Annotated in this window: 21 protein-coding genes; 15 read left to right on the top strand and 6 right to left on the bottom strand. The window is 71.6% G+C overall.

All coding sequences use genetic code 11. The features are described 5' to 3' along the window. Window positions 1-9 precede the first annotated feature (9 nt). From ACFY3L_RS46250 to ACFY3L_RS46240, 3 genes are all read left to right on the top strand, one after another. The gene (locus ACFY3L_RS46250; RefSeq protein ID WP_389339831.1) at window positions 10-1296 is read left to right on the top strand and encodes a nicotinate phosphoribosyltransferase; all 1287 of its coding nucleotides are present in this window, start codon (window positions 10-12) and stop codon (window positions 1294-1296) included. Further along, window positions 1293-1865 carry an isochorismatase family protein gene (locus ACFY3L_RS46245; RefSeq protein WP_389339829.1) on the top strand — a complete coding sequence of 191 codons (573 nt, stop codon included), beginning with the start codon at window positions 1293-1295 and terminating at the stop codon, window positions 1863-1865. The genes ACFY3L_RS46250 and ACFY3L_RS46245 overlap by 4 nt, the downstream gene beginning before the upstream one ends. A 129-nt stretch (window positions 1866-1994) precedes the next feature. Next, a complete protein-coding gene (locus ACFY3L_RS46240; protein ID WP_389339827.1) occupies window positions 1995-2456 on the top strand; it encodes an STAS domain-containing protein in 462 nt (153 codons plus the stop codon). A gap of 1728 nt (window positions 2457-4184) precedes the next feature. Here ACFY3L_RS46240 and ctaD read toward each other — a convergent pair. Together ctaD and ACFY3L_RS46230 are read right to left on the bottom strand one after the other, a co-directional pair. After that, the gene (gene ctaD, locus ACFY3L_RS46235) at window positions 4185-5921 is read right to left on the bottom strand and encodes a cytochrome c oxidase subunit I (RefSeq protein ID WP_389339825.1); all 1737 of its coding nucleotides are present in this window, start codon (window positions 5919-5921) and stop codon (window positions 4185-4187) included. Between the two features lie 151 nt (window positions 5922-6072). After that, window positions 6073-6390, bottom strand: coding sequence for a hypothetical protein (locus ACFY3L_RS46230; RefSeq protein ID WP_389339823.1), 318 nt, complete (start codon window positions 6388-6390; stop codon window positions 6073-6075). 251 nt (window positions 6391-6641) lie between these two features. Here ACFY3L_RS46230 and ACFY3L_RS46225 point away from each other — a divergent pair, with 251 nt between their 5' ends. The 4 genes from ACFY3L_RS46225 to ACFY3L_RS46210 all read left to right on the top strand — a co-directional run bounded on the left by ACFY3L_RS46225 (window position 6642) and on the right by ACFY3L_RS46210 (window position 10208). Continuing rightward, complete coding sequence (locus tag ACFY3L_RS46225; protein WP_389339821.1) at window positions 6642-7646, top strand: LacI family DNA-binding transcriptional regulator; 1005 nt, start codon at window positions 6642-6644, stop codon at window positions 7644-7646. Between the two features lie 40 nt (window positions 7647-7686). Beyond that, a complete protein-coding gene (locus ACFY3L_RS46220; RefSeq protein WP_389339819.1) occupies window positions 7687-8286 on the top strand; it encodes a transcriptional regulator in 600 nt (199 codons plus the stop codon). A 30-nt stretch (window positions 8287-8316) separates the two neighbouring features. Next, window positions 8317-9075, top strand: a complete 759-nt coding sequence (locus tag ACFY3L_RS46215; protein ID WP_389339817.1) for a hypothetical protein — start codon at window positions 8317-8319, stop codon at window positions 9073-9075. Window positions 9076-9248: 173 nt separating this feature from the next. After that, on the top strand, window positions 9249-10208 hold the full coding sequence (locus ACFY3L_RS46210; protein WP_389339815.1) for an acetylxylan esterase: 960 nt from the start codon (window positions 9249-9251) through the stop codon (window positions 10206-10208). Here the strand turns inward: ACFY3L_RS46210 and ACFY3L_RS46205 are convergent. Both ACFY3L_RS46205 and ACFY3L_RS46200 read right to left on the bottom strand, forming a co-directional pair. Next, complete coding sequence (locus ACFY3L_RS46205) at window positions 10205-10411, bottom strand: RNA-binding S4 domain-containing protein (RefSeq protein ID WP_389339813.1); 207 nt, start codon at window positions 10409-10411, stop codon at window positions 10205-10207. The genes ACFY3L_RS46210 and ACFY3L_RS46205 overlap by 4 nt on opposite strands. After that, window positions 10408-10758 carry an ankyrin repeat domain-containing protein gene (locus tag ACFY3L_RS46200; RefSeq protein ID WP_389339955.1) on the bottom strand — a complete coding sequence of 117 codons (351 nt, stop codon included), beginning with the start codon at window positions 10756-10758 and terminating at the stop codon, window positions 10408-10410. Before ACFY3L_RS46200 ends, ACFY3L_RS46205 begins: the two co-directional genes overlap by 4 nt. A 196-nt stretch (window positions 10759-10954) precedes the next feature. Between ACFY3L_RS46200 and ACFY3L_RS46195 the strand changes: the two genes are divergently transcribed. The 8 genes from ACFY3L_RS46195 (at window position 10955) to ACFY3L_RS46160 (ending at window position 16885) form a co-directional block, all read left to right on the top strand. After that, on the top strand, window positions 10955-11542 hold the full coding sequence (locus ACFY3L_RS46195; protein ID WP_389339811.1) for a hypothetical protein: 588 nt from the start codon (window positions 10955-10957) through the stop codon (window positions 11540-11542). 138 nt (window positions 11543-11680) lie between these two features. After that, window positions 11681-12205, top strand: coding sequence for a hypothetical protein (locus ACFY3L_RS46190; protein ID WP_389339809.1), 525 nt, complete (start codon window positions 11681-11683; stop codon window positions 12203-12205). A gap of 231 nt (window positions 12206-12436) precedes the next feature. Then, a complete protein-coding gene (locus ACFY3L_RS46185; RefSeq protein WP_389339807.1) occupies window positions 12437-13246 on the top strand; it encodes a M20/M25/M40 family metallo-hydrolase in 810 nt (269 codons plus the stop codon). 111 nt (window positions 13247-13357) lie between these two features. Beyond that, complete coding sequence (locus ACFY3L_RS46180; protein WP_389339805.1) at window positions 13358-13975, top strand: response regulator; 618 nt, start codon at window positions 13358-13360, stop codon at window positions 13973-13975. A 47-nt stretch (window positions 13976-14022) separates the two neighbouring features. Beyond that, window positions 14023-14685: a phosphotransferase gene (locus ACFY3L_RS46175; RefSeq protein ID WP_389339803.1), complete on the top strand. Its 663-nt coding sequence runs from the start codon at window positions 14023-14025 to the stop codon at window positions 14683-14685. A 394-nt stretch (window positions 14686-15079) separates the two neighbouring features. Then, window positions 15080-15301 (top strand): hypothetical protein, encoded by a 222-nt coding sequence (locus ACFY3L_RS46170; protein WP_389339801.1) that lies wholly within the window; start codon window positions 15080-15082, stop codon window positions 15299-15301. Between the two features lie 43 nt (window positions 15302-15344). Next, window positions 15345-16217: a dioxygenase gene (locus tag ACFY3L_RS46165; RefSeq protein WP_389339799.1), complete on the top strand. Its 873-nt coding sequence runs from the start codon at window positions 15345-15347 to the stop codon at window positions 16215-16217. 65 nt (window positions 16218-16282) lie between these two features. Beyond that, window positions 16283-16885: an MOSC domain-containing protein gene (locus tag ACFY3L_RS46160; RefSeq protein WP_389339953.1), complete on the top strand. Its 603-nt coding sequence runs from the start codon at window positions 16283-16285 to the stop codon at window positions 16883-16885. Here ACFY3L_RS46160 and ACFY3L_RS46155 read toward each other — a convergent pair. Together ACFY3L_RS46155 and ACFY3L_RS46150 are read right to left on the bottom strand one after the other, a co-directional pair. Continuing rightward, window positions 16875-17408 carry a hypothetical protein gene (locus ACFY3L_RS46155; RefSeq protein WP_389339797.1) on the bottom strand — a complete coding sequence of 178 codons (534 nt, stop codon included), beginning with the start codon at window positions 17406-17408 and terminating at the stop codon, window positions 16875-16877. The two genes, ACFY3L_RS46160 and ACFY3L_RS46155, sit on opposite strands and share 11 nt — an antisense overlap. A gap of 12 nt (window positions 17409-17420) precedes the next feature. Then, a complete protein-coding gene (locus ACFY3L_RS46150; protein WP_389339795.1) occupies window positions 17421-18386 on the bottom strand; it encodes a hypothetical protein in 966 nt (321 codons plus the stop codon). Between the last annotated feature and the right edge of the window lie 47 nt (window positions 18387-18433).

Genomic DNA, 18433 nt, shown 5'->3' with positions numbered 1-18433 from the left:
CTTGGCGGCGTGACGACAAGCGCGCTGCTGACCGACCACTACGAGCTGACGATGCTGTCGGCGGCACTGCGCGACGGGACCGCGTCGCGCCGCTGCGTCTTCGAGGTGTTCGCCCGCCGCCTGCCGACGGGCCGGCGGTACGGTGTCGTCGCCGGGACCGGACGGCTGCTCTCCCACCTCGCGGACTTCCGCTTCTCCGCGGACGACGTCGAGTTCCTGCTCGACCGTGGCGTCGTCTCCGCTTCCACGGCCGAGTGGCTGGCGGCCTACCGCTTCACCGGCGACATCGACGGTTACGCCGAGGGCGAGCTGTTCTTCCCCGGCTCGCCGATCCTCACCGTCAGCGGCACGTTCGCCGAGTGCGTCGTGCTGGAGACGCTGATCCTGTCGGTCCTCAACCACGACAGCGCGATCGCGGCCGGCGCCGCCCGCATGGTCACCGCGGCCCGCGGCCGCTCGGTGATCGAGATGGGCTCCCGGCGCACCCATGAGGAGGCCGCGGTGGCCGCGGCGCGAGCCGCCTATCTGGCCGGCTTCGCGTACACCTCCAACCTCGAGGCCGGCCGGCGCTACGGCATCCCGACGACCGGCACGGCCGCGCACGCGTTCACGCTGCTGCACGACACCGAGCAGGCCGCGTTCGCCTCCCAGGTCGCGACGCTCGGCAAGCAGACGACGCTGCTCGTCGACACGTACGACATCGCCCAGGGCATCCGCAACGCCATCGAGGTCGCGGGCCCCGACCTGCGGGCCGTGCGCATCGACTCCGGCGACCTGTCCGTCCTCGCCGCGCACTCCCGCGCGCTCCTGGACTCCCTCGGCGCGACCGAGACCCAGATCATCGTCTCCGGCGACCTCGACGAGTATGCGATCGCGGCCCTCGCGGCCGAGCCCGTCGACGCGTACGGCGCGGGCACGGCCGTCGTGGTCGGCTCCGGCGCCCCGACCGCCGGCCTGGTCTACAAGCTGGTCGAGGTCGACGGCCGCCCGGTGGTCAAGCGCTCGGAGAACAAGGGCACGGTCGGCGGCCGCAAGACCGCCGTCCGCCGGCACAAGCCGACCGGCACCGCGACCGAGGAAGTCGTCATGTCCATGGGCACGCCTCCCGCCGAGCCCAACGACCGGCTCCTGCAGCGGGCGTTCGTCCGCGACGGCGCGCTGGTGCCCGACCTGCCCGATCTGGCCGCCTCCCGTGAGCACCTGCGCCAGTGCCTCATCTCGATCCCCTGGGAGGGGCTGAAGCTGTCCGCCGGCGACCCGGCGGTTCCCGTCCAGATGCTTGGGGGCTCCCTGTGACTCGCGCCTTGATCATCGTTGACGTGCAGAACGACTTCTGCGAGGGCGGCTCGCTCGCCGTGGGCGGCGGCGCCGGCGTCGCGGCCGCGATCTCCGCCGCCGTGGCCGACGGCTCCTGGGACCACGTGGTGGCCACTCAGGACCACCACATCAACCCGGCCGGGCACTTCGGCGACCCGCCGGACTACGTGTCGACCTGGCCCGTGCACTGCGTGGTCGGCACCGGCGGCGTCGATCTCCACCCGTCACTGGACGTGTCCCGCGTCGAGGCCGTGTTCACCAAGGGCGAGTACTCGGCGGCGTACTCCGGCTTCCAGGGCTCATCGTCGGGCGTCGACCTCGCGTCCTGGCTCCGCGCCCGCTCGGTCTCCGAGGTCGACGTCGTCGGCATCGCCACCGACCACTGCGTGCGCGCGACCGCCATCGATGCGCAACGCGAAGGATTTGTTACATCCGTGCTGCTGAACCTCACCGCGGGCGTCGCCCGGCCGACGGTGGACGCCGCGCTCGCTGAGCTGCGCGCCGCTGGCGTGACCCTTGTGGGTGAACCGGTCGTATCGCCAAGCTGACCATCCGGTGGATGGCACACAACTGGACTTGCCGTGTAACAACCGACGTGTACCGTCATCCCGGCAAGCGGTTCCGCACCCGATGTGAGAGATTCTCACATCACAACGTAAGGACCACCTACACGGAGCGTGGCGAAACGGGGAAGACTTCGCTACGCTTGCGGGACCTCGAAGGGTCGTCCATGGTGGACGACTCAGCACCAGGAGGGTCACGTGAAGTTGTCGATCGAAACTCGCCCCTCGGATCAGCGCGAAGCACTGCTGACCCTGAGCGGCGAAATCGACTATGAGACCGCTCAGGAGCTCCGCACAGCGGTGAGTTCAGTGCTCGACGGCAACATCGACACGCTCGTCATCGACCTCGCCGGCGTCACGTTCCTCGACTCCACCGGCATCGGCACCCTCGTGGTCGCCAAGCGCATCTGCCACAGCATGGGCGTCAAGCTGCACATTCGCCGGCCCAACCCGTTCATCGCGCGGCTGTTCGCGGTGGTCGGGGTCAGCGACATCCTCGGGGTCCCGATCCCGCCGGGCACCGTCTCCGGCCGGCTTCCCCAGCCCCGCGAGCGCGGCGTCACCCAGCCGGCCTGACACCACAGGGCCGCCCTACGACCCGGACCTTGGACCCCGCACGTCCAAGGTCCGCGTTGTCTCTTCCTCGCCCCTGCGACCGCCGGTTTACGCCCCGCAGCGGCCCGCTGAGCGCTTCCCAGCCACCTTTCCGCGGCGCCTCACCCCCGCGCATCTTCACTACGCCCCGTCACCCACGCACCGCGACCTTCCCACTACCGAATGGTAGGACGACTCCCCTCACCGAGCCGCCACTTCCACCCATGATCGAACCGCACTCCCAGTCACCACGATGACCAGATCCGCCATTCGATCTGTGAGGCTCACGCTCCGCCGGGCGGTCGACGGTTGCTCCGAACCCGCCACGGCTCCCTGTTTCCCCCCGAGCTGCCACGTCCGGCGCCGCTCCGGTGCGGCCCGCTCCGGCAGACCCACACCTCAAGCGGCCACGCGCCACTCCCCACCGTTCCAGCGGTCGGGCCGCCTGCTGCCGCTCCGACACCACCACCGGCCCCTGTGTGGCACCAACCCCCCGCCTCACAACGCCCTCTGCGACCGAAGACGCACCGGCCGCCCACATGACCAGACCCCCCCTCCGGCCACGCCCCCAGCCACACCGCTGAGGCGGCAGCCGGCCAACGACCGGAGCCAGGACGAAGCGGACACACGAACCGACGCGGCACAGGCGTCCGCACAAATCGAGGCCGGCGGCCGGGGAACATCACCGCGGCAACGGCACAGACGGGAACCACGCCACCTGGCGCCCGGTCTCCAGCGTGGGCGGGAAGAACCCACCCACCGCGCTGGCCTGCGGTCCGTCGATCATGGCGGCGGAGCCAAGGTCGGCCCGCCACAGCGGTCGAAGGACAGGCCTGGCCGCCCGGACGACCACCACACGACGTCGATCACACCGGCAGGGGCGACGGCCAGCCGAAGGCGGCCCGAGCGCATGCCTTCCGCCGGCCGGACGAACACGCACCTCGATCCAAGGACGGATCCGGCCGCCATGACGACCAGAGCGGTCCGTCGATCATGGCGGCGAAGCCAAGGGCGGCCCGCCGCAGTGATCGAAGGACAGGCCTGGCCGCCCGGACGACCACCACACGACGTCGATCACGCCGGCAAGGGCGACAGCCAGCCGAAGGCAGCCCGAGCGCATGCCTACCGCCGGCCGGACGAACACGCACCTCGATCCAAGGACGGATCTGGCCGCCATGACGACCAGAGCGGTCCGTCGATCATGGCGGTGGAGCGAAGGGCGGCCCGCCGCACCTCAGACAGGGCGGCGCAGGACCTGCCGCGGCACGGAAACCAGTCCGGCGCAGGAGCCGACGCGAGCGGACATCACCGCAGGGGGAACTGGCACCATCGCAGAGCACAAGCCAGCGCGGGAACCGGCGCGGGTGGAGACCACCGCGAACCGAACGCCGGCGTGGAGCGGGAGCCGGCGCGACTCGGCGCAGGGCCGGGGACGAATCGAATGACGGCACGGACCGGGAGCCGGCCCGGAGCAGGAGCCGGCCCGGAGCAGGAGCCGGCCCGGAGCAGGAGCCGGCCCGGAGCAGGAGCCGGCCCGGAGCGGGAGCCGGTGCGGAGCGGGAGTCGGTGCGGAGCGGGAGTCGGTGCGGAGCGGGAGCCGGTGCGGAGCTGAGGTGGAGCGGGAAGGGCGCAGCCCCGGCCGCGGGGCCTCCGGGAGGAGGCGGGGCGGGCCGGGGCTGCGTCGTGGTGGAGCGGGGAGGAGACGGCGCGTCAGCGCTGTTCCTCGTAGGTGGCGCCGCCGTCGGCCTCGTGGCTGAGAGGGCGGGCGCCGCCGGGCGGCGGGGCGTCCAGGGAGTGCCCTGGGGCGTGGGCCGGGAAGCGGGCGTCGAAGGCGGGGCGCTCCGAGCGGATGCGCGGCATGCTGTCGAAGTTGCGCAGCGGCGGCGGGCAGGAGGTGGCCCACTCGAGGGACATGCCGTGGCCCCACGGGTCGTTGACCTCGACGACGCGGCCGGTCTTGTAGGACTTCCACACGTTCCAGAGGAAGGGCAGCGTGGAGAGGCCGGTGATGAAGGAGCCGATGGTCGAGATCGTGTTGAGGGTGGTGAAGCCGTCGGTCGCGAGGTAGTCGGCGTAGCGGCGGGGCATGCCCTGCGTGCCGAGCCAGTGCTGCACCAGGAACGTGGTGTGGAAGCCGATCGTGGTGAGCCAGAAGTGCACCTTGCCGAGGCGGTCGTCGAGCATCCGGCCGGTCATCTTCGGGAACCAGAAGTAGACGCCGGAGTAGACGGCGAACACGATGGTGCCGAAGAGCACGTAGTGGAAGTGGGCGACCACGAAGTACGTGTCGGAGACGTGGAAGTCGATCGGCGGGCTCGCGAGCAGGACGCCGGAGAGGCCACCGAAGAGGAAGGTCACCAGGAAGCCGATGGCGAAGAGCATCGGTGTCTCGAAGGTGATCTGGCCCCGCCACATGGTGCCGATCCAGTTGAAGAACTTCATGCCGGTCGGGACGGCGATGACGAAGCTCAGGAACGAGAAGAACGGCATGAGGACCTGGCCGGTCGCGAACATGTGGTGGGCCCACACGCTCATCGACAGGGCACCGATCGAGATGGTCGCGCCGACGAGGCCCTTGTAGCCGAAGACGGGCTTGCGGCTGAAGACCGGGATGACCTCCGTGATGATGCCGAAGAACGGCAGCGCCACGATGTAGACCTCGGGGTGGCCGAAGAACCAGAACAGGTGCTGCCAGAGCATCGCGCCGCCGGTCGCCGCGTCGTAGACGTGGGCACCGAGGCGGCGGTCGGCCTCCAGGGCGAGCAGCGCGGCGGCCAGGATCGGGAAGACCATGATGACCAGGACGCTGGTGACCAGGATGTTCCACGTGAACATCGGCATGCGGAACATGGTCATGCCGGGCGCGCGCAGCGTCAGGATCGTCGTGATCATGTTGACGGCGCCGAGGATGGTGCCGAGGCCGGAGAGGACCAGGCCGACGATCCACAGGTCGGCGCCGACGCCGGGCGAGTGGACCATGCTGTTGAGCGGCGCGTAGGCGAACCAGCCGAAGTCCGCGGCGCCGCCCGGCGTGATGAAGCCGATCAGCGTGATCGACCCACCGAACGCGTAGAGCCAGTAGGCGAACGAGTTGAGCCGCGGGAACGAGACGTCGGGCGCGCCGATCTGCAGCGGCGTGATGTAGTTCGCGAAGGCGAACACGATCGGCGTCGCGAAGAACAGCAGCATGATCGTGCCGTGCATCGTGAACAGCTGGTTGTACTGCTCCGGGGAGAGGAACTGCAGCCCCGGCCGGGCCAGCTCGGCGCGCATCAGCAGCGCCATGAACCCGCCGATCATGAAGAACACGAACGACGTGGTCAGATACATCAAGCCGATCTGCTTGGCGTCCGTCGTGCGCAACAGCCGAGCGAACGCCGAGCCCTTGACCGGCTTGTGCACCGGCCAAGGCCTGGTGACGATCGGCTTTGGTGCAACGGTGGTCACGAAAGGCCTCCTGAGGCTGTTGAACCCGCTGGCAAGCCAGCTCCGCGAGGTGGCCGCGCGATCAGCCGCCCAATCGACGGCACGATCAACACGTCACCTCGGAGGCAGAATAGTCTCCCGGTCCGACACAAAATCGCTGGGGGCACAAGACCTAGCGGGTAGCAGGCGTGGCACCACCCGCCGCGCCGAGGTTGAACGTGATCGCACCGGCCGCGATGGCCGCGAGCACCAGCAGGACGACGCCCCAGAAGATCAGCCGGTCCGCCGCGGTCGGCTCCTTCCAGGCGCCCGAGATCCGGGCACCGACCGGCACCGTGGGCGACAGATCAGAAATGTCAGATTCGTCCGGAGTTGGGCCGGCGGCGGGAGCGGGACGAGCGGGCAGCGCCCGGAGCAGAATCAGGGTCGCGCCCGCAAGGACCAGCAGGACGCCCAGGACGGCAATGATGACGGCGATCCAGTCACGCATCGCAGATCTCCCGACTGAAGGGGGGTCGATGCCAAGCAGGCTAGGAGATCCACGCAGGTCACGCCAGAACCCCGCGCGACGGCCCGAGGGGCGCCCCGGCCGCCCCGGCGTGAAAACCCGGTGAAATTTACAGTCGAAACCCCGGTAGTGAAACCTGGCGGCAATCTCGTGTTGACAGTGCGGAAACCGTGTACGACGCTCGGCATGGAAGCGCTCCCAAAATCGACGCCTTGCTATCCGAGGAGGTCGCGATGTCGATTACCGCCGCTGCCGAACACCCCACCCTTGCCCATGTCGCCGCGCTTGCAGGTGTTTCTTCCGCCACTGCCTCCCGCGTGCTCAACGGCTCCGCCCGAGTCAGCCCCACCGCCCGCCAGCAGGTCCGTGACGCCGTCGACCGGCTCGGCTACGTCAGGCAGCGCGCCGCCCGCGCCGTCGACCGCCGCCCCCGCTCGGTCGCCGCCGTGGTCTGCGAGCCCAACGCCCGGTTGTTCGCCGATCCGTTCTACTCCCGCGTGCTCGCGGGCGCCAGCGCCGCGTTCGCCGAGCGCGACATGCCGATGCTGCTCGCCGCGGGCGAACGGCCGGCGTCGCTGCAGCGGTACCTCAGCAGCGGCCACATCGACGGGGTCCTGCTGATCTACTGCCGCAGCAGCCACCCCCTGGTCGTGACGCTGCCCGCGCTCGGCGTGCCGGTCACGCTCATCGGCCGCCCGCTGCAGACCAGCACGCTGCCGTACGTCGACGCCGACAACAGGGGCGGCGCCCGGCAGGCCGTGGAGCACCTGGCGCGGACCGGGCGGAAGCGGATCGTCACGATCGCCGGGCCGCCGGACGTGTCCGCCGGCGTCGACCGGCTCGCCGGGTTCCGCGAGGGCCTGGAGCGGGCCGGCCTGGAGCCGGGGCCGATCGCGTACGGCGACTTCACCAGGCCCGCCGGCGTCCACGCCATGACCAGGCTGCTCGACCACCGGCCCACCCTCGACGCGGTGTTCGCCGCGTCGGACCTGATGGCCGTCGGGGCGCTGCACGCACTGCGCCAGGCCGGCCGCCGGGTGCCGGAGGACGTGGCCGTCATCGGCTTCGACGACCTGCCGCTGGCCGCGTTCACGCAGCCGCCGCTCACCACGATCAAGCAGCCGGTCGAGGAGATCGGCGCGGCCGCGGCGAGGCAGCTCCTGGCGCTGATGAATGCCGACAACCCGGAGCCGTCGCCGGTGCTGCCGACCACCCTGGTGCGCAGGCAATCCGCGTGAGACCGCATCCAAGCGGGGCCGCCGCGACGAACAGAAAGGTATGCAACGGCAACGGCTACTGGAGGCGGCCCGGTCGCTCGACACCGGCACGGTCGCGCGCACCGTCCGGGAGCTGATGGACGACCACGGCGTGGCCGAGGTCTGGACCAGGGTGTGCGTCCCGGCGCTGCACCACGTGACCGGCGACGTCGCCGTCGAGCACGCCCTCAGCCAGGGCGTCGCGCACGGTCTGGACCTGGTCAGCGCGCCGCGGCACGACGACATCAGGACCAACCACGTCCTGCTGGCGTGCGCGCCCCGCGAGGCGCACTCGCTGCCGCTGCGCGCGCTGGCCGCGGCCCTGTTCGAGCGCCGGATCGGCACGTTCCTGCTGGGCGCGGAGGTGCCGTGGAGCGCGCTGCGGGCCGCGGTCCACCGCACCGTGCCCGGCACCGCGATCGTCTGGTCGCAGCAGCCGGGCACCGCCGACCCGGCCACGCTGCTCGCCCTCGCGGCGAGGTTTCCGGGCACCCGGTTCGCGGTGGCCGGACCGGGCTGGGACCCCGCGCCGGCCGGTCTGCCGCACCTGGCGTCCATCGAGGATGCCGTTTCCGCGTGTGTACCGGTGGCCGCCGGTCGGCCTCCCGACGCCGACTGGTAGCGATCACCCCGAACCGATAGCGTGCCGGGCATGATCGAGCTGGGGCCGCCGGCGTACACGGGACGGCGCCGGGCGGGCATCGGCGGTCAGCCACGGTTCGTGTTCGCGGCGGTGCTCGTGGTGCTCGCGCTCGTCGCGCTGCTGCTGCGGGTCATGGCCGGCGGCGACCCGCCGGAGGCACTGGCGACGTTCGAGCCACCGCCGGGTCCGGTCGTGCCCGTCGAGCCGGACAGCGCCGCCGCGCAGACGACGGCCGCCGCCGCGTCCCCCAGCACCAGGGCGAGCCACAGCGCGACACCGTCCGCGTCGCCGAGCACCTCGGCGACCCCGTCCGCTTCCCCTCAGACACCGGCACCGAGCGCGAGCCCGAGCCCGAGCCCGAGCCCGAGCCCGAGCGGTACAGGAGCGAAAACGGTCGAAGCGGAGGCCGCCGCGAACTTCAGGCCCAGCCAGATGACGGTGCGTGAGGTGTCGTCGGCGTCCGGCGGGCGGGCGGTCACCGGCGTGGGCAACAACCGGGTGCTCACGTTCACCGGGGTCACCGCCGAACGGGCCGGCGAGGCCGGCGTCACCGTCGCCTACCTGTCGACCGAGGACCGCTCCTGCTGGCTGCGCACCGGCCGCGGCAACTGGCAGCAGGTCCGGTTCCCCGCCAGCGGCGGCTGGGACCGGGTCGCGACCGTCACGCTGACCGTCCGGCTCGAATCGGGCCAGAACACGATCGAGGCCGGGAACACCACCGGCAGATGGTGCCCCGACCTCGATCGCATCACCGTTGCCCCCCGCTGACCACCCCAGCCGCGGCAACATGATGTGCAACGTTTGGCGTGACCGTGCGCCGGGTGGACCATCCAGGGAGGCTTCCGGTTTTGTCCGGCGCCGGTCACATGAACAAATATGCGGGCCGGACCTGAGTCGCACCCGTAATCGCGCTGGGAAGTTCCTGGTAATAGGGTCCCGGGATGGCGCTCTTCGACCTTCCCCTCGCCGAGCTGCGGCAGTACCGCACAGCGACCCCCGAACCCGCCGACCTCGACGCGTTCTGGGCGGCGACCCTCGACGAGGCGCGCCGGCTGGCCGCCCCCGCGGTGCTCACACCGGCCGACACCGGCCTGCGGGCGGTCGACACCACCGATGTGACGTTCACGGGCTTCGGCGGCCAGCCGGTCAAGGCCTGGCTGAGCCGTCCCGCCGGGGCGACCGGGCCCCTTCCGGTCGTCGTGGAGTTCGTCGGGTACGGCGGGGGGCGGGGCTTCCCCCACGACTGGCTGCTCTGGTCCGCCGCCGGCTACGCGCACCTGGTGATGGACACCCGCGGGCAGGGCGGCGGCTGGCGGGCCGGCGACACCCCCGACCCGGACGGGTCCGGCCCGCAGGCGCCCGGGTTCCTCACCCGCGGCGTCCTCGACCCCCAGACGTACTACTACCGGCGCCTGATCACGGACGCGGTCCGGGCCGTCGACACCGCCAGGGCGCTGCCCTTCGCGTCCGACGTGCTGGTCACCGGGATCAGCCAGGGCGGCGGGCTGGCGCTCGCCGCGGCCGGCCTGAGCGACGTGGCGGGCGTCATCGCCGGCGTGCCCTTCCTGTGTGACATCCGCCGCGCCGTGACGATCACCGACCGGGCGCCGTACGCGGAGTTCGCCGCGTTCTGCCGGCTCAACCCCGCCCGCGCCGCGCAGGCCCTGGCCACCGTCGACTACGTGGACGGCGTGCACTTCGCCGCGCGGATCATCGCACCGGCCCTCGTGTCGGCGGCGCTCATGGACCTGACGTGCCCGCCGTCGACGGTGTTCGCGGCGTACAACGCGCTCACCGGCCCCAAGGAGCTGGAGCTGTACGAGTGGGACGGCCACGACGGCGGCCAGGGCCACTTCGCCGCCCGCTCGGTCGCCTTCGCCAACACGCTCTTCGGGCGCTAGGCGACCCGGTACGACTCGCCGAGGGTGTGCACGACGTCGCCGCGGTGCAGCTGGCGGCCGCGCCGGGTGTCGACCTCGCCGTTGACGGTGACCTCGCCGTAGGCGATGAGGTCCTTGCCCTCGCCGCCGGTCTCCAGCACGTCGGCGAGCTTCAGGAACTGCCCCAGCCGGATCATGTCGCCACGGATCTGGACGTCTCTCATCGGTCACGCTCCAGCAGCGTCAGCATCTCGGGCAGGTCGAAGAACCGGGCCGTCTCCAGCGCCGACGGCCCGCCCGCGGCCGGGTCGGCGCCGGCGTCCAGCAGCGCCCGCACGGACTCCTCGGACCGGCGGAACACGGCGGCGGCGAGCGCGGTCTGCCCGCGGTCGTTGGCCCGGCCGGTGTCGGCGCCGCGGGCCAGCAGGGCCGCGACCGTCGGCGGGTGGTTGTGGTACGCGGCCAGCATCAGCAGCGTGTCGCCCTTGTCGTTGGTCAGGTTCACCGGCAGTCCGGCGTCGACGTTCGCCGCGAGCTCGTCCGCCGCACCCGCACGGGCCAGGTCGAACATCTGGTGCGCGAAGTCGAGCACATCCGGGTCGATCGGTTCGCTCACGCCATCACCTCCACCCGGCGAGCGACCAGAAGCCGCTTCACTTACCGCTCACGTCCGAAGCCTAGCTGTCAGGCAGCCGACCGCTGGACTCCGAACCCGCCGCGCGCCGCCCCCGTGTCACTGGGCAACGCTGCGAACAAGGAGACCCGACATGCGCAAGATGATCCTCACCCTCGCGGTGGCCGCCGCGGCCGCCCTGTCGCTCACCGCCTGCGACTCGATCGACCTGACCAAGCAGGACCAGGCCACGACCGGCGCCCGGGCCGGCAACGGGGCTCCCGCCGCCGCGGAGACCGGCAACGGGACGCCGGCGGCCGCCGGTGCCACCGCCGCGCCGTCCGCCGCCGCCAACGTGGCCGGTGTCAAGGTCCGCGACGACGCCACGCTCGGCAGGGTGGTGACCGACTGGAAGGGCTGGACGCTGTACCGCTTCGAGAAGGACACCCCGAAGCCGCCGAAGTCCAACTGCGAGGCGGACTGCCTGGCCAAGTGGCCGTACGTGCCGTACGTCGAGAACATGAAGATCGAGGGCGTCGACCAGAAGCTGATCGGCAAGGTCACCCGCGCCGACGGCGCGCTGCAGCTCACCATCAACAGCTGGCCCGCGTACCGGTTCGCCGGTGACACGAAGGTCGGCGAGACCAAGGGCCAGGGCGTGGGCGGCGTGTGGTTCGCCTTCACGCCCGAGGGGAAGAAGGCCCAGGCCGTCACCGGGGACAGCGGCAACGGCGGGTACTGAGCCCCCTCCGGGCCGCGGCGGGACTGAGCCCCCTCCGGGTGCGTCGGCTCCCACCCCGTCGGGAGCCGGCGTGGCCGTGTTGTGCAGATCTCGTGACGAGGGCTCCCCCGGCCCGGAGGAGCGACCTACGCTGCGCCCATGACCACCCGGCGGAAGATCCGCATCTGGCTCGTGCTGTTCCTGATCGGCCTGATCGCCAGCGGGGTGACCGCCTTCCCCCTCGAGCACGAGGTGCACTGGCTGCGGTCGGTGCTCGACCGGTTCGACGCCGCGCCCGACGCCCTCGTCGCCTGGATCCAGCGGGTGGATCAGGGCATCACCGAGACCAACGACCGCTATCCGTTCATCATGTACGGCACGGACTGGCTGGCCTTCGCGCACCTGGTGATCGCGGTCGCCTTCTGGGGCCCGCTGCGCGACCCGGTGCGCAACATCTGGGTCATCGAGTTCGGCATGATCGCCTGCGTCGGGGTGGTCCCCCTCGCCCTGTTCGCGGGCCCGGTCCGCGGCATCCCCGGCTGGTGGACCGTGATCGACATCTCGTTCGGCGTGTTCGGCATCGTGCCCCTGCTCATCGTCCGGCGCCTGATCAAGCGGCTCGAGGCCGAAGGCACCCAGCTTGCTCCCGAAAAACCGTTGCAGCCGCTCGGCGGGCGTGGCTAGGTTGGTCGTACACGGGAAAGGAGGTGGTCCAACGTTGTGTAGCAATGGGACTCGTGAGGTGACTGTCCGCTAGCCGCCGTCCTCTGGACTCGCATTCCGTGCGTCCGCCCGGATGGCGGCACGGCGAATACGAGACAGTTTCCCAGCCCCCGAGGCTTTCCGGTGTCAGTCCAGCCGGCCCGCGCGCAGCCAGCGCAGGAACCTCGGGGGCTGTTCCATATCCTGATGCACATGATCTCCGCCGACCGTCTCCGCGGCCACGTCGCCGCGCTCGTCGCCCACGGGCCACGCTGCGGCGACCTGCCCGGGGTGCCCGCCGCGCTGCGGTACATCACCGACGAGCTGACCGGGCTCGGCCTCGTCGTACGGGTCGAGCGGTACGGCAGCGAGCTGCACGACGTGAACCTCGTCGCCGAGATCGAGGGCGGCACCTCCGACGACGCCGTCGAGCTCGTCGCGCACTGGGACACCGTCGACACCACCCCCGGCGCCGATGACAACGCCAGCGGCGTCGCCGGGGTCCTGGAGGCCGCCCGCGCCCTGCGCGACCTCGACCTGCCGGCGCGCACGATCCGCTTCTGCCTCTTCGGCGGCGAGGAGGACGGCTTCCAGGGCAGCACCGCCCACGTGCGCCAGATCACCCCCGGCACCGAGTCGATCGTCTTCGAGATGATCGGCCGCACGTCCCCGACCCAGTCCTCGCCGTCGTTCCTGCTCGACCCGCCGTCGGTCGGCGACTTCATCGCCCTCATCGCCAACCCTGCCTCGGCCGGCCTCGCCGACGCGTTCGCCTCCGCCGCCGCGCCGCACCTGCCGACGTTCCCCCTGGTCATGCCCACCGAGGCGATGGAGGTCGTGCTGCGCAGCGACCATGTGCCGTACTGGAACTCGGGCCGCCGCTCGCTGCTGGTCACCGACACGGCCGAATACCGCAATGCCGACTACCACGCGGCCACCGACACCCTGGACCGCCTCGACCTGGACTTCGCCGCGAAGGTGACCCAGGCCGCCGTCCTCACCATCACCCGCCTCGCCGGCTGACCCACCCGGGCGCGGGACCGAGGCTGTGATTCGGATCACTCGATCCGGCGGTGAAGGTGGCCGAGCCCCGCTGGACGCCGTCCCGCCCCGTGATCTGGCAGCATCCCTGCCGTGAGTCCGACGCCGATACGGCTGCTGATCGCCGACGACCAGGCGCTCGTCCGCGGTGCCCTCGCCGCGCTGCTCGACCTCGAGCCCGACCTCTGCGTCGTGGCGGAGGTCGGGCGCGGGGACGAGGTGGTCGCCGCGGCCAGGGAGCACCGGCCCGACGTGGCGCTGCTCGACGTGGAGATGCCGGGCATCGACGGGATCGCGGCGGCCGCCGCGCTGCGCAAGGCGATGCCCGGCTGCAAGGTGCTGATGGTGACGACGTTCGGGCGGCCGGGGTACCTGCGGCGGGCGATGGCCGCCGGGGCGTCCGGGTTCGTCGTCAAGGACACGCCGGCCAGGCAGCTCGCCGACGCCGTGCGGCGCATCGCCTCGGGGCTGCGGGTGGTGGACCCGGCGCTGGCGGCGGAGACCCTCGCCAGCGGCGACAGCCCGCTGACCCCGCGCGAGGCCGACGTGCTCCGGGCGGCCCGCGAGGGCGGCACGGCCGCGGACGTCGCCGGGCAGCTCGGACTGTCGGAGGGCACCGTGCGCAACCATCTGTCGGCGGCGATCGGCAAGACCGGCGCCCGCACGCGCGCCGAAGCCGTGCGGCTCGCCGAGGAGAACGGCTGGTTGTGAACGAGCACGGAAACCATGATGTAAGGAGCAACCAGTAGGGTGGGTGCATGACGGCACTCCTGGCGAGCGGTCGCGACGCGGACGTCTACGCCATCGATGAGCGGCGGGTGCTTCGGCGCTACCGGCTGGGCGGCGACGTGACCGCCGAGGCTGCCGTCATGCGATACGTCAAGGATCACGGCTTTCCGGTTCCTCGCGTGTACGAGGCGACCGGCGCCGACCTGATCCTGGAGCGGCTCGACGGCCCGACGATGCTGCAGGCGCTCGCCGACGGCTCCCTCGACCTCCGCGACGGCGGCACGGTGCTCGCCGACCTGCTCGACCGGCTCCACAAGGTGCGCGTGCGGACCGCGAAGGACCCCGGCACCCGGATCCTGCACCTCGACCTCCACCCGGAGAACGTGGTGATGACCGAGGGCGGGCCGGTCGTCATCGACTGGCGCAACAGCACCGAGGGCCCGCCGGAGCTCGACGTGGCGATGAGCGCCCTGATCCTCGCCCAGGTGGCGATCGAGCCGGGGCACGAGTTCGCCGAGCGGGCCGAGGTGTTCCTCGACGTGTTCCTGTCGTGCACGAAGGACAACCCGCTGTCGCAGCTGGAGGCCGCGGTCCGCCGCCGCGGCGCCGACCCGGGCGTGACCGCCGCCGAGCAGTCCCACCTGCACGAGGCCGCCATCCTGGTCACCACCCTCGCCCGAGCGCACCACTGAGCGACCCGAGCGCACCAGTGAGCGAGCGGCGGCCGCCCGGCCTGCCGGATCGTGTTCGTCGCGCCGACGGGGGCCGGACCCGATCGAAGCCACCACACTGCGGGCCACGCACCTGATCGAGGCCGCCGCACAACGGGCCGCCCGCCCGAGCGAAGCCACCAAGCAGCGGGCCGCCCGCCCCATCGAAGCCGCCGAGCAGTGTGCCGCGCCCGGGCGAAGCCCCCGAGCAGCAAGCCAGACGCCCGGGCGAAGCTCCCCAGCAGCAGGCCATGCGCCTGATCGGAGCCGGCGAGCGGCGGGCCGCGCGCCTGGTCGAAGCCTGCCGGACGGCCCTCGCAGACTCACCTCCCGCAGGCGACGCCCGGCCCGTGCCGGCGGCGGCACGCTTCATGCCATGGAGGAACTCTTCGTCCGGCAGGTCGACATCGGCATCGCCGAGATGGACATCGCCGACGGCGACCAGCTGACCACCGCCCGCGTCGTGGTGGAGCACGCCACCGCCACGGACGGCCGCGGCGGCCCCGAGCGGCAGCTGCTGCTCGTGTACGGCGCCGAGGAAACCCCAGCAGTCGCCGAAGCCCTACTGAGAGCCGCGGAGACCGCCACCACACCCTGACGTACATCTTGTTGAGCGCTCAACCACTTGCTAGATTGAACGCATGAGTACGCTTCCCGAGCTGGACCGGCATCTTGCCACCGCGATCCCGGCCAGCCGGGACCAGCGTGCCTGGACGCCCGACGACGGCGCGCTGCCCAGCATCTACCTGAGCCACGGCGCCCCGCCGCTGCTGGAGGACGGCCCCTGGATGCGGGAGCTGTTCGACTGGGCCGCCGGCATGCCCAAGCCGAAGGCCGTCCTCATCGTCAGCGCCCACTGGGAGTCCGCCCCGCTCAGCGTGTCCGGCACCGCCGCGGGCACGCCGCTGGTCTACGACTTCGGCGGGTTCGCGCCGCACTTCTACCAGCTGCGATACGCGACCCCCGACGCGTCCGACCTCGCCCGGCGGGTCGCCGCCGCGATGCCCGACTCGGAGCCGGTCCACGAGCACCGCAGCCGCGGCCTCGACCACGGCGCCTGGGTGCCGCTGATGGTGATGTACCCGCTGGGCGACGTCCCCGTGCTGCAGCTCAGCCTGCCGACCCACGACCCGGACCGGCTCCTGGAGCTCGGCCGGCGGCTGCGGCCGCTGCGCGAGGAGGGCGTGCTGATCGTCGGGTCCGGCTTCATGACGCACGGCCTGCCGTTCCTGCGCCGCGAGCACTGGCTCGGCACCGCCGGGACGCCCGGCTGGTCCGCCGACTTCGACGCCTGGGCCGCCGAGGCCCTCGCCAAGGGCGACGTCGACACGCTGACCAGGTATGCGAGCCTCGCGCCCGGCATGCCGTTCGCCCACCCGACGGTCGAGCACTACACGCCGCTGTTCGTGACGCTCGGCGCCGCCGACCGGCCCGACGCGCCGGCCGCCACCGTGATCGACGGCTACTTCATGGGACTGTCGAAACGATCCGTGCAGGCGGGCGCTAGCGTCTGACCGTGGCCTACCTGATCTCCGTCAACGCCGGCAGCCCGATCCCGACCGAGCACTCGACCGAGCCGATGACCGGCATCGACAAACGCCCCGTCGAGGGTCCGGTCCTCGTGCTGGTGCCCGGCCCGGAAGGCACCGCGCCGACCGGGATCGCCGGTGACGTGGTGTGTGACGTCCGCGTGCACGGCGGACCGGACAAGGCGGTCTACGCGTACGCGCGGGAGGACCTCGACCGTTGGGCGGAGGAGCTCGGCCGGGAGCTGACCGGCGGGGTGTTCGGGGAGAACCTGACGACGTCCGGCCTGGACGTCACCGGCGCGCGGATCGGCGAGCGCTGGCGGATCGGCGGCGAGGTGCTGCTGGAGGTGGCGTCGCCGCGCATCCCGTGCCGCACGTTCGCCGCCTGGCTCGGTGAGAAGGGCTGGATCAAGCGCTTCACCGACCGGGCCGAGCCCGGCGCGTACCTGCGCGTGCTGCGGCCCGGCTCGATCCGCGCCGGCGACCCGATCGAGGTCGTGCACTCCCCCGCGCACGACGTGACGATCGGGCTGGCGTTCCGGGCGCTGACCGCCGAGCCCGCGCTGCTGCCCGGGCTGCTCGCCGCGGACGAGCTGCCGGAGCGCACCAAGGAGAAGGTGCGGACCAGACTCGGCCAACAGGTCAGCCGGTAGGCAGGACCAGCGCGTACGCCCGCGGGAAACCCAGCCGCGGGATCCTGTGCTGCTGGATCTCCTCCAGCGTCACCTCACGGACCTGGCCGGAGCCCGGCTCGAAGCAGCGCAGCACCGTCTCCTGCGGGTGGGCGGTGATGAGCACCCAGTGCCGGGGCACGCCCTTGCCGACCAGCATGGCGACCGGCCAGCCGGTGTCGACGGCGGCGGTCACGTCGCTCAGGCGGTCGTTGCGGCCACGGAAGAGCCGCCACCCGTACCGCGTGCCGAGCTCCGCGGTGTGCCTGGAGATCGTCGCGGCGACCCCCCACGGGGTCGTCCCCAGCTTGCGGGGCCAGATCCGGTTGGCGGCATCGTGGATGCGGTGCTGCTCGGCGCCGTAGTCGGAGACGCCGTCCGCGTACTGGGGGTCCAGCAGCGCCGACGCCACCATGGCGACGGTGGGTCCACACGTGAACCCGTCGGTCTGCCGGACCCCGGTCCGTAACTCCGCGGTCGTGAAATCGACGCCCCAGGCAAGCATGCCCGGTTTGTATCAGACGGCGCGGGCCACCGCTATCCTCGTGCCGGAGCGCTGGCCCGCCTCGTAGAACATGTACTGCACGCCGCCGTCGGTGCCGAACGACGGCGCGGCCGAGCGGTTGTTGTCCGGCGCGCCGGACAGCGCGGCGTGGAAGACGCCGAGGTGGACCTCCTTGTCGAAGTTGTTGCCGACCTCGGTGAGGAACATGTCGCCCGACGAGCCGTGGTAGACGACGTACGTGGTGTTGTTGCGGTACAGCAGGTGCGGGCCGCTCAGGTCGGTCTGCCCGTCGGCGGCGGGCGACACGAGCGGGTTGGGGTCGAACTGCCACGACTTGCCGTCGGCCGACCAGCCCCAGAAGATCCGCCGGCCGCTCTTGAGGCCCATGAAGACCATGACGTACTTGTTGCCGAGCGCGGCGATGCGGTGCTCGAAGACCCGTGCGTAGGTGGTCTCCGTGGTGCCGGGCACCATCGCGGTGGTCAGCACGGTGCCGTAGTAGGTGAAGTTGATCCCGTCGCTGGAGATGGCGAGCCGGGTCGTGGTGTTCTCGCCGTGGTAGTACATGAAGAACTGCCTGGTCGAGGCGTTCCACACGACGTGCGGCGACGACACGTGACTGACCGAGTAGTGCGGCGACCAGGTGCGGCTGATGATCGGGTTCGCCGGGTGCTCGGTGAACGGGCCGGCGAGGGAGTTGCCGTAGGCGAGGCAGATCCCGCCGGGCGCGTCGTGCGGGGCGTAGTAGAGGTAGTAGCGGCCGCGGGCGCCGCTGATCTTGTCGTACATCCCGCGGATGCAGGGGAAGATGAGCTCCCCGGTCGGGTTGTAGGCCAGGTTCGCCGGGAGCGGCTGGCCGAGGTACTTGTAGGTGGGGAATCCGGCCGGCGCGGCGGCGGACGCGATGCTGGGGATGGCGAGCGCTCCGGCGAATCCGGCGGCACCGGCCAGCACCTGGCGGCGGGTAACAGGTGACATGCGACCGAGTCTGAGGAAACCTCGGCGCGCGGCACAAGAGGATAATA

The organism is Dactylosporangium sp. NPDC000521, from assembly GCF_042898305.1.
GTDB lineage: Bacteria > Actinomycetota > Actinomycetes > Mycobacteriales > Micromonosporaceae > Dactylosporangium.
This window is presented reverse-complemented; position numbering and strand designations above follow the sequence as displayed.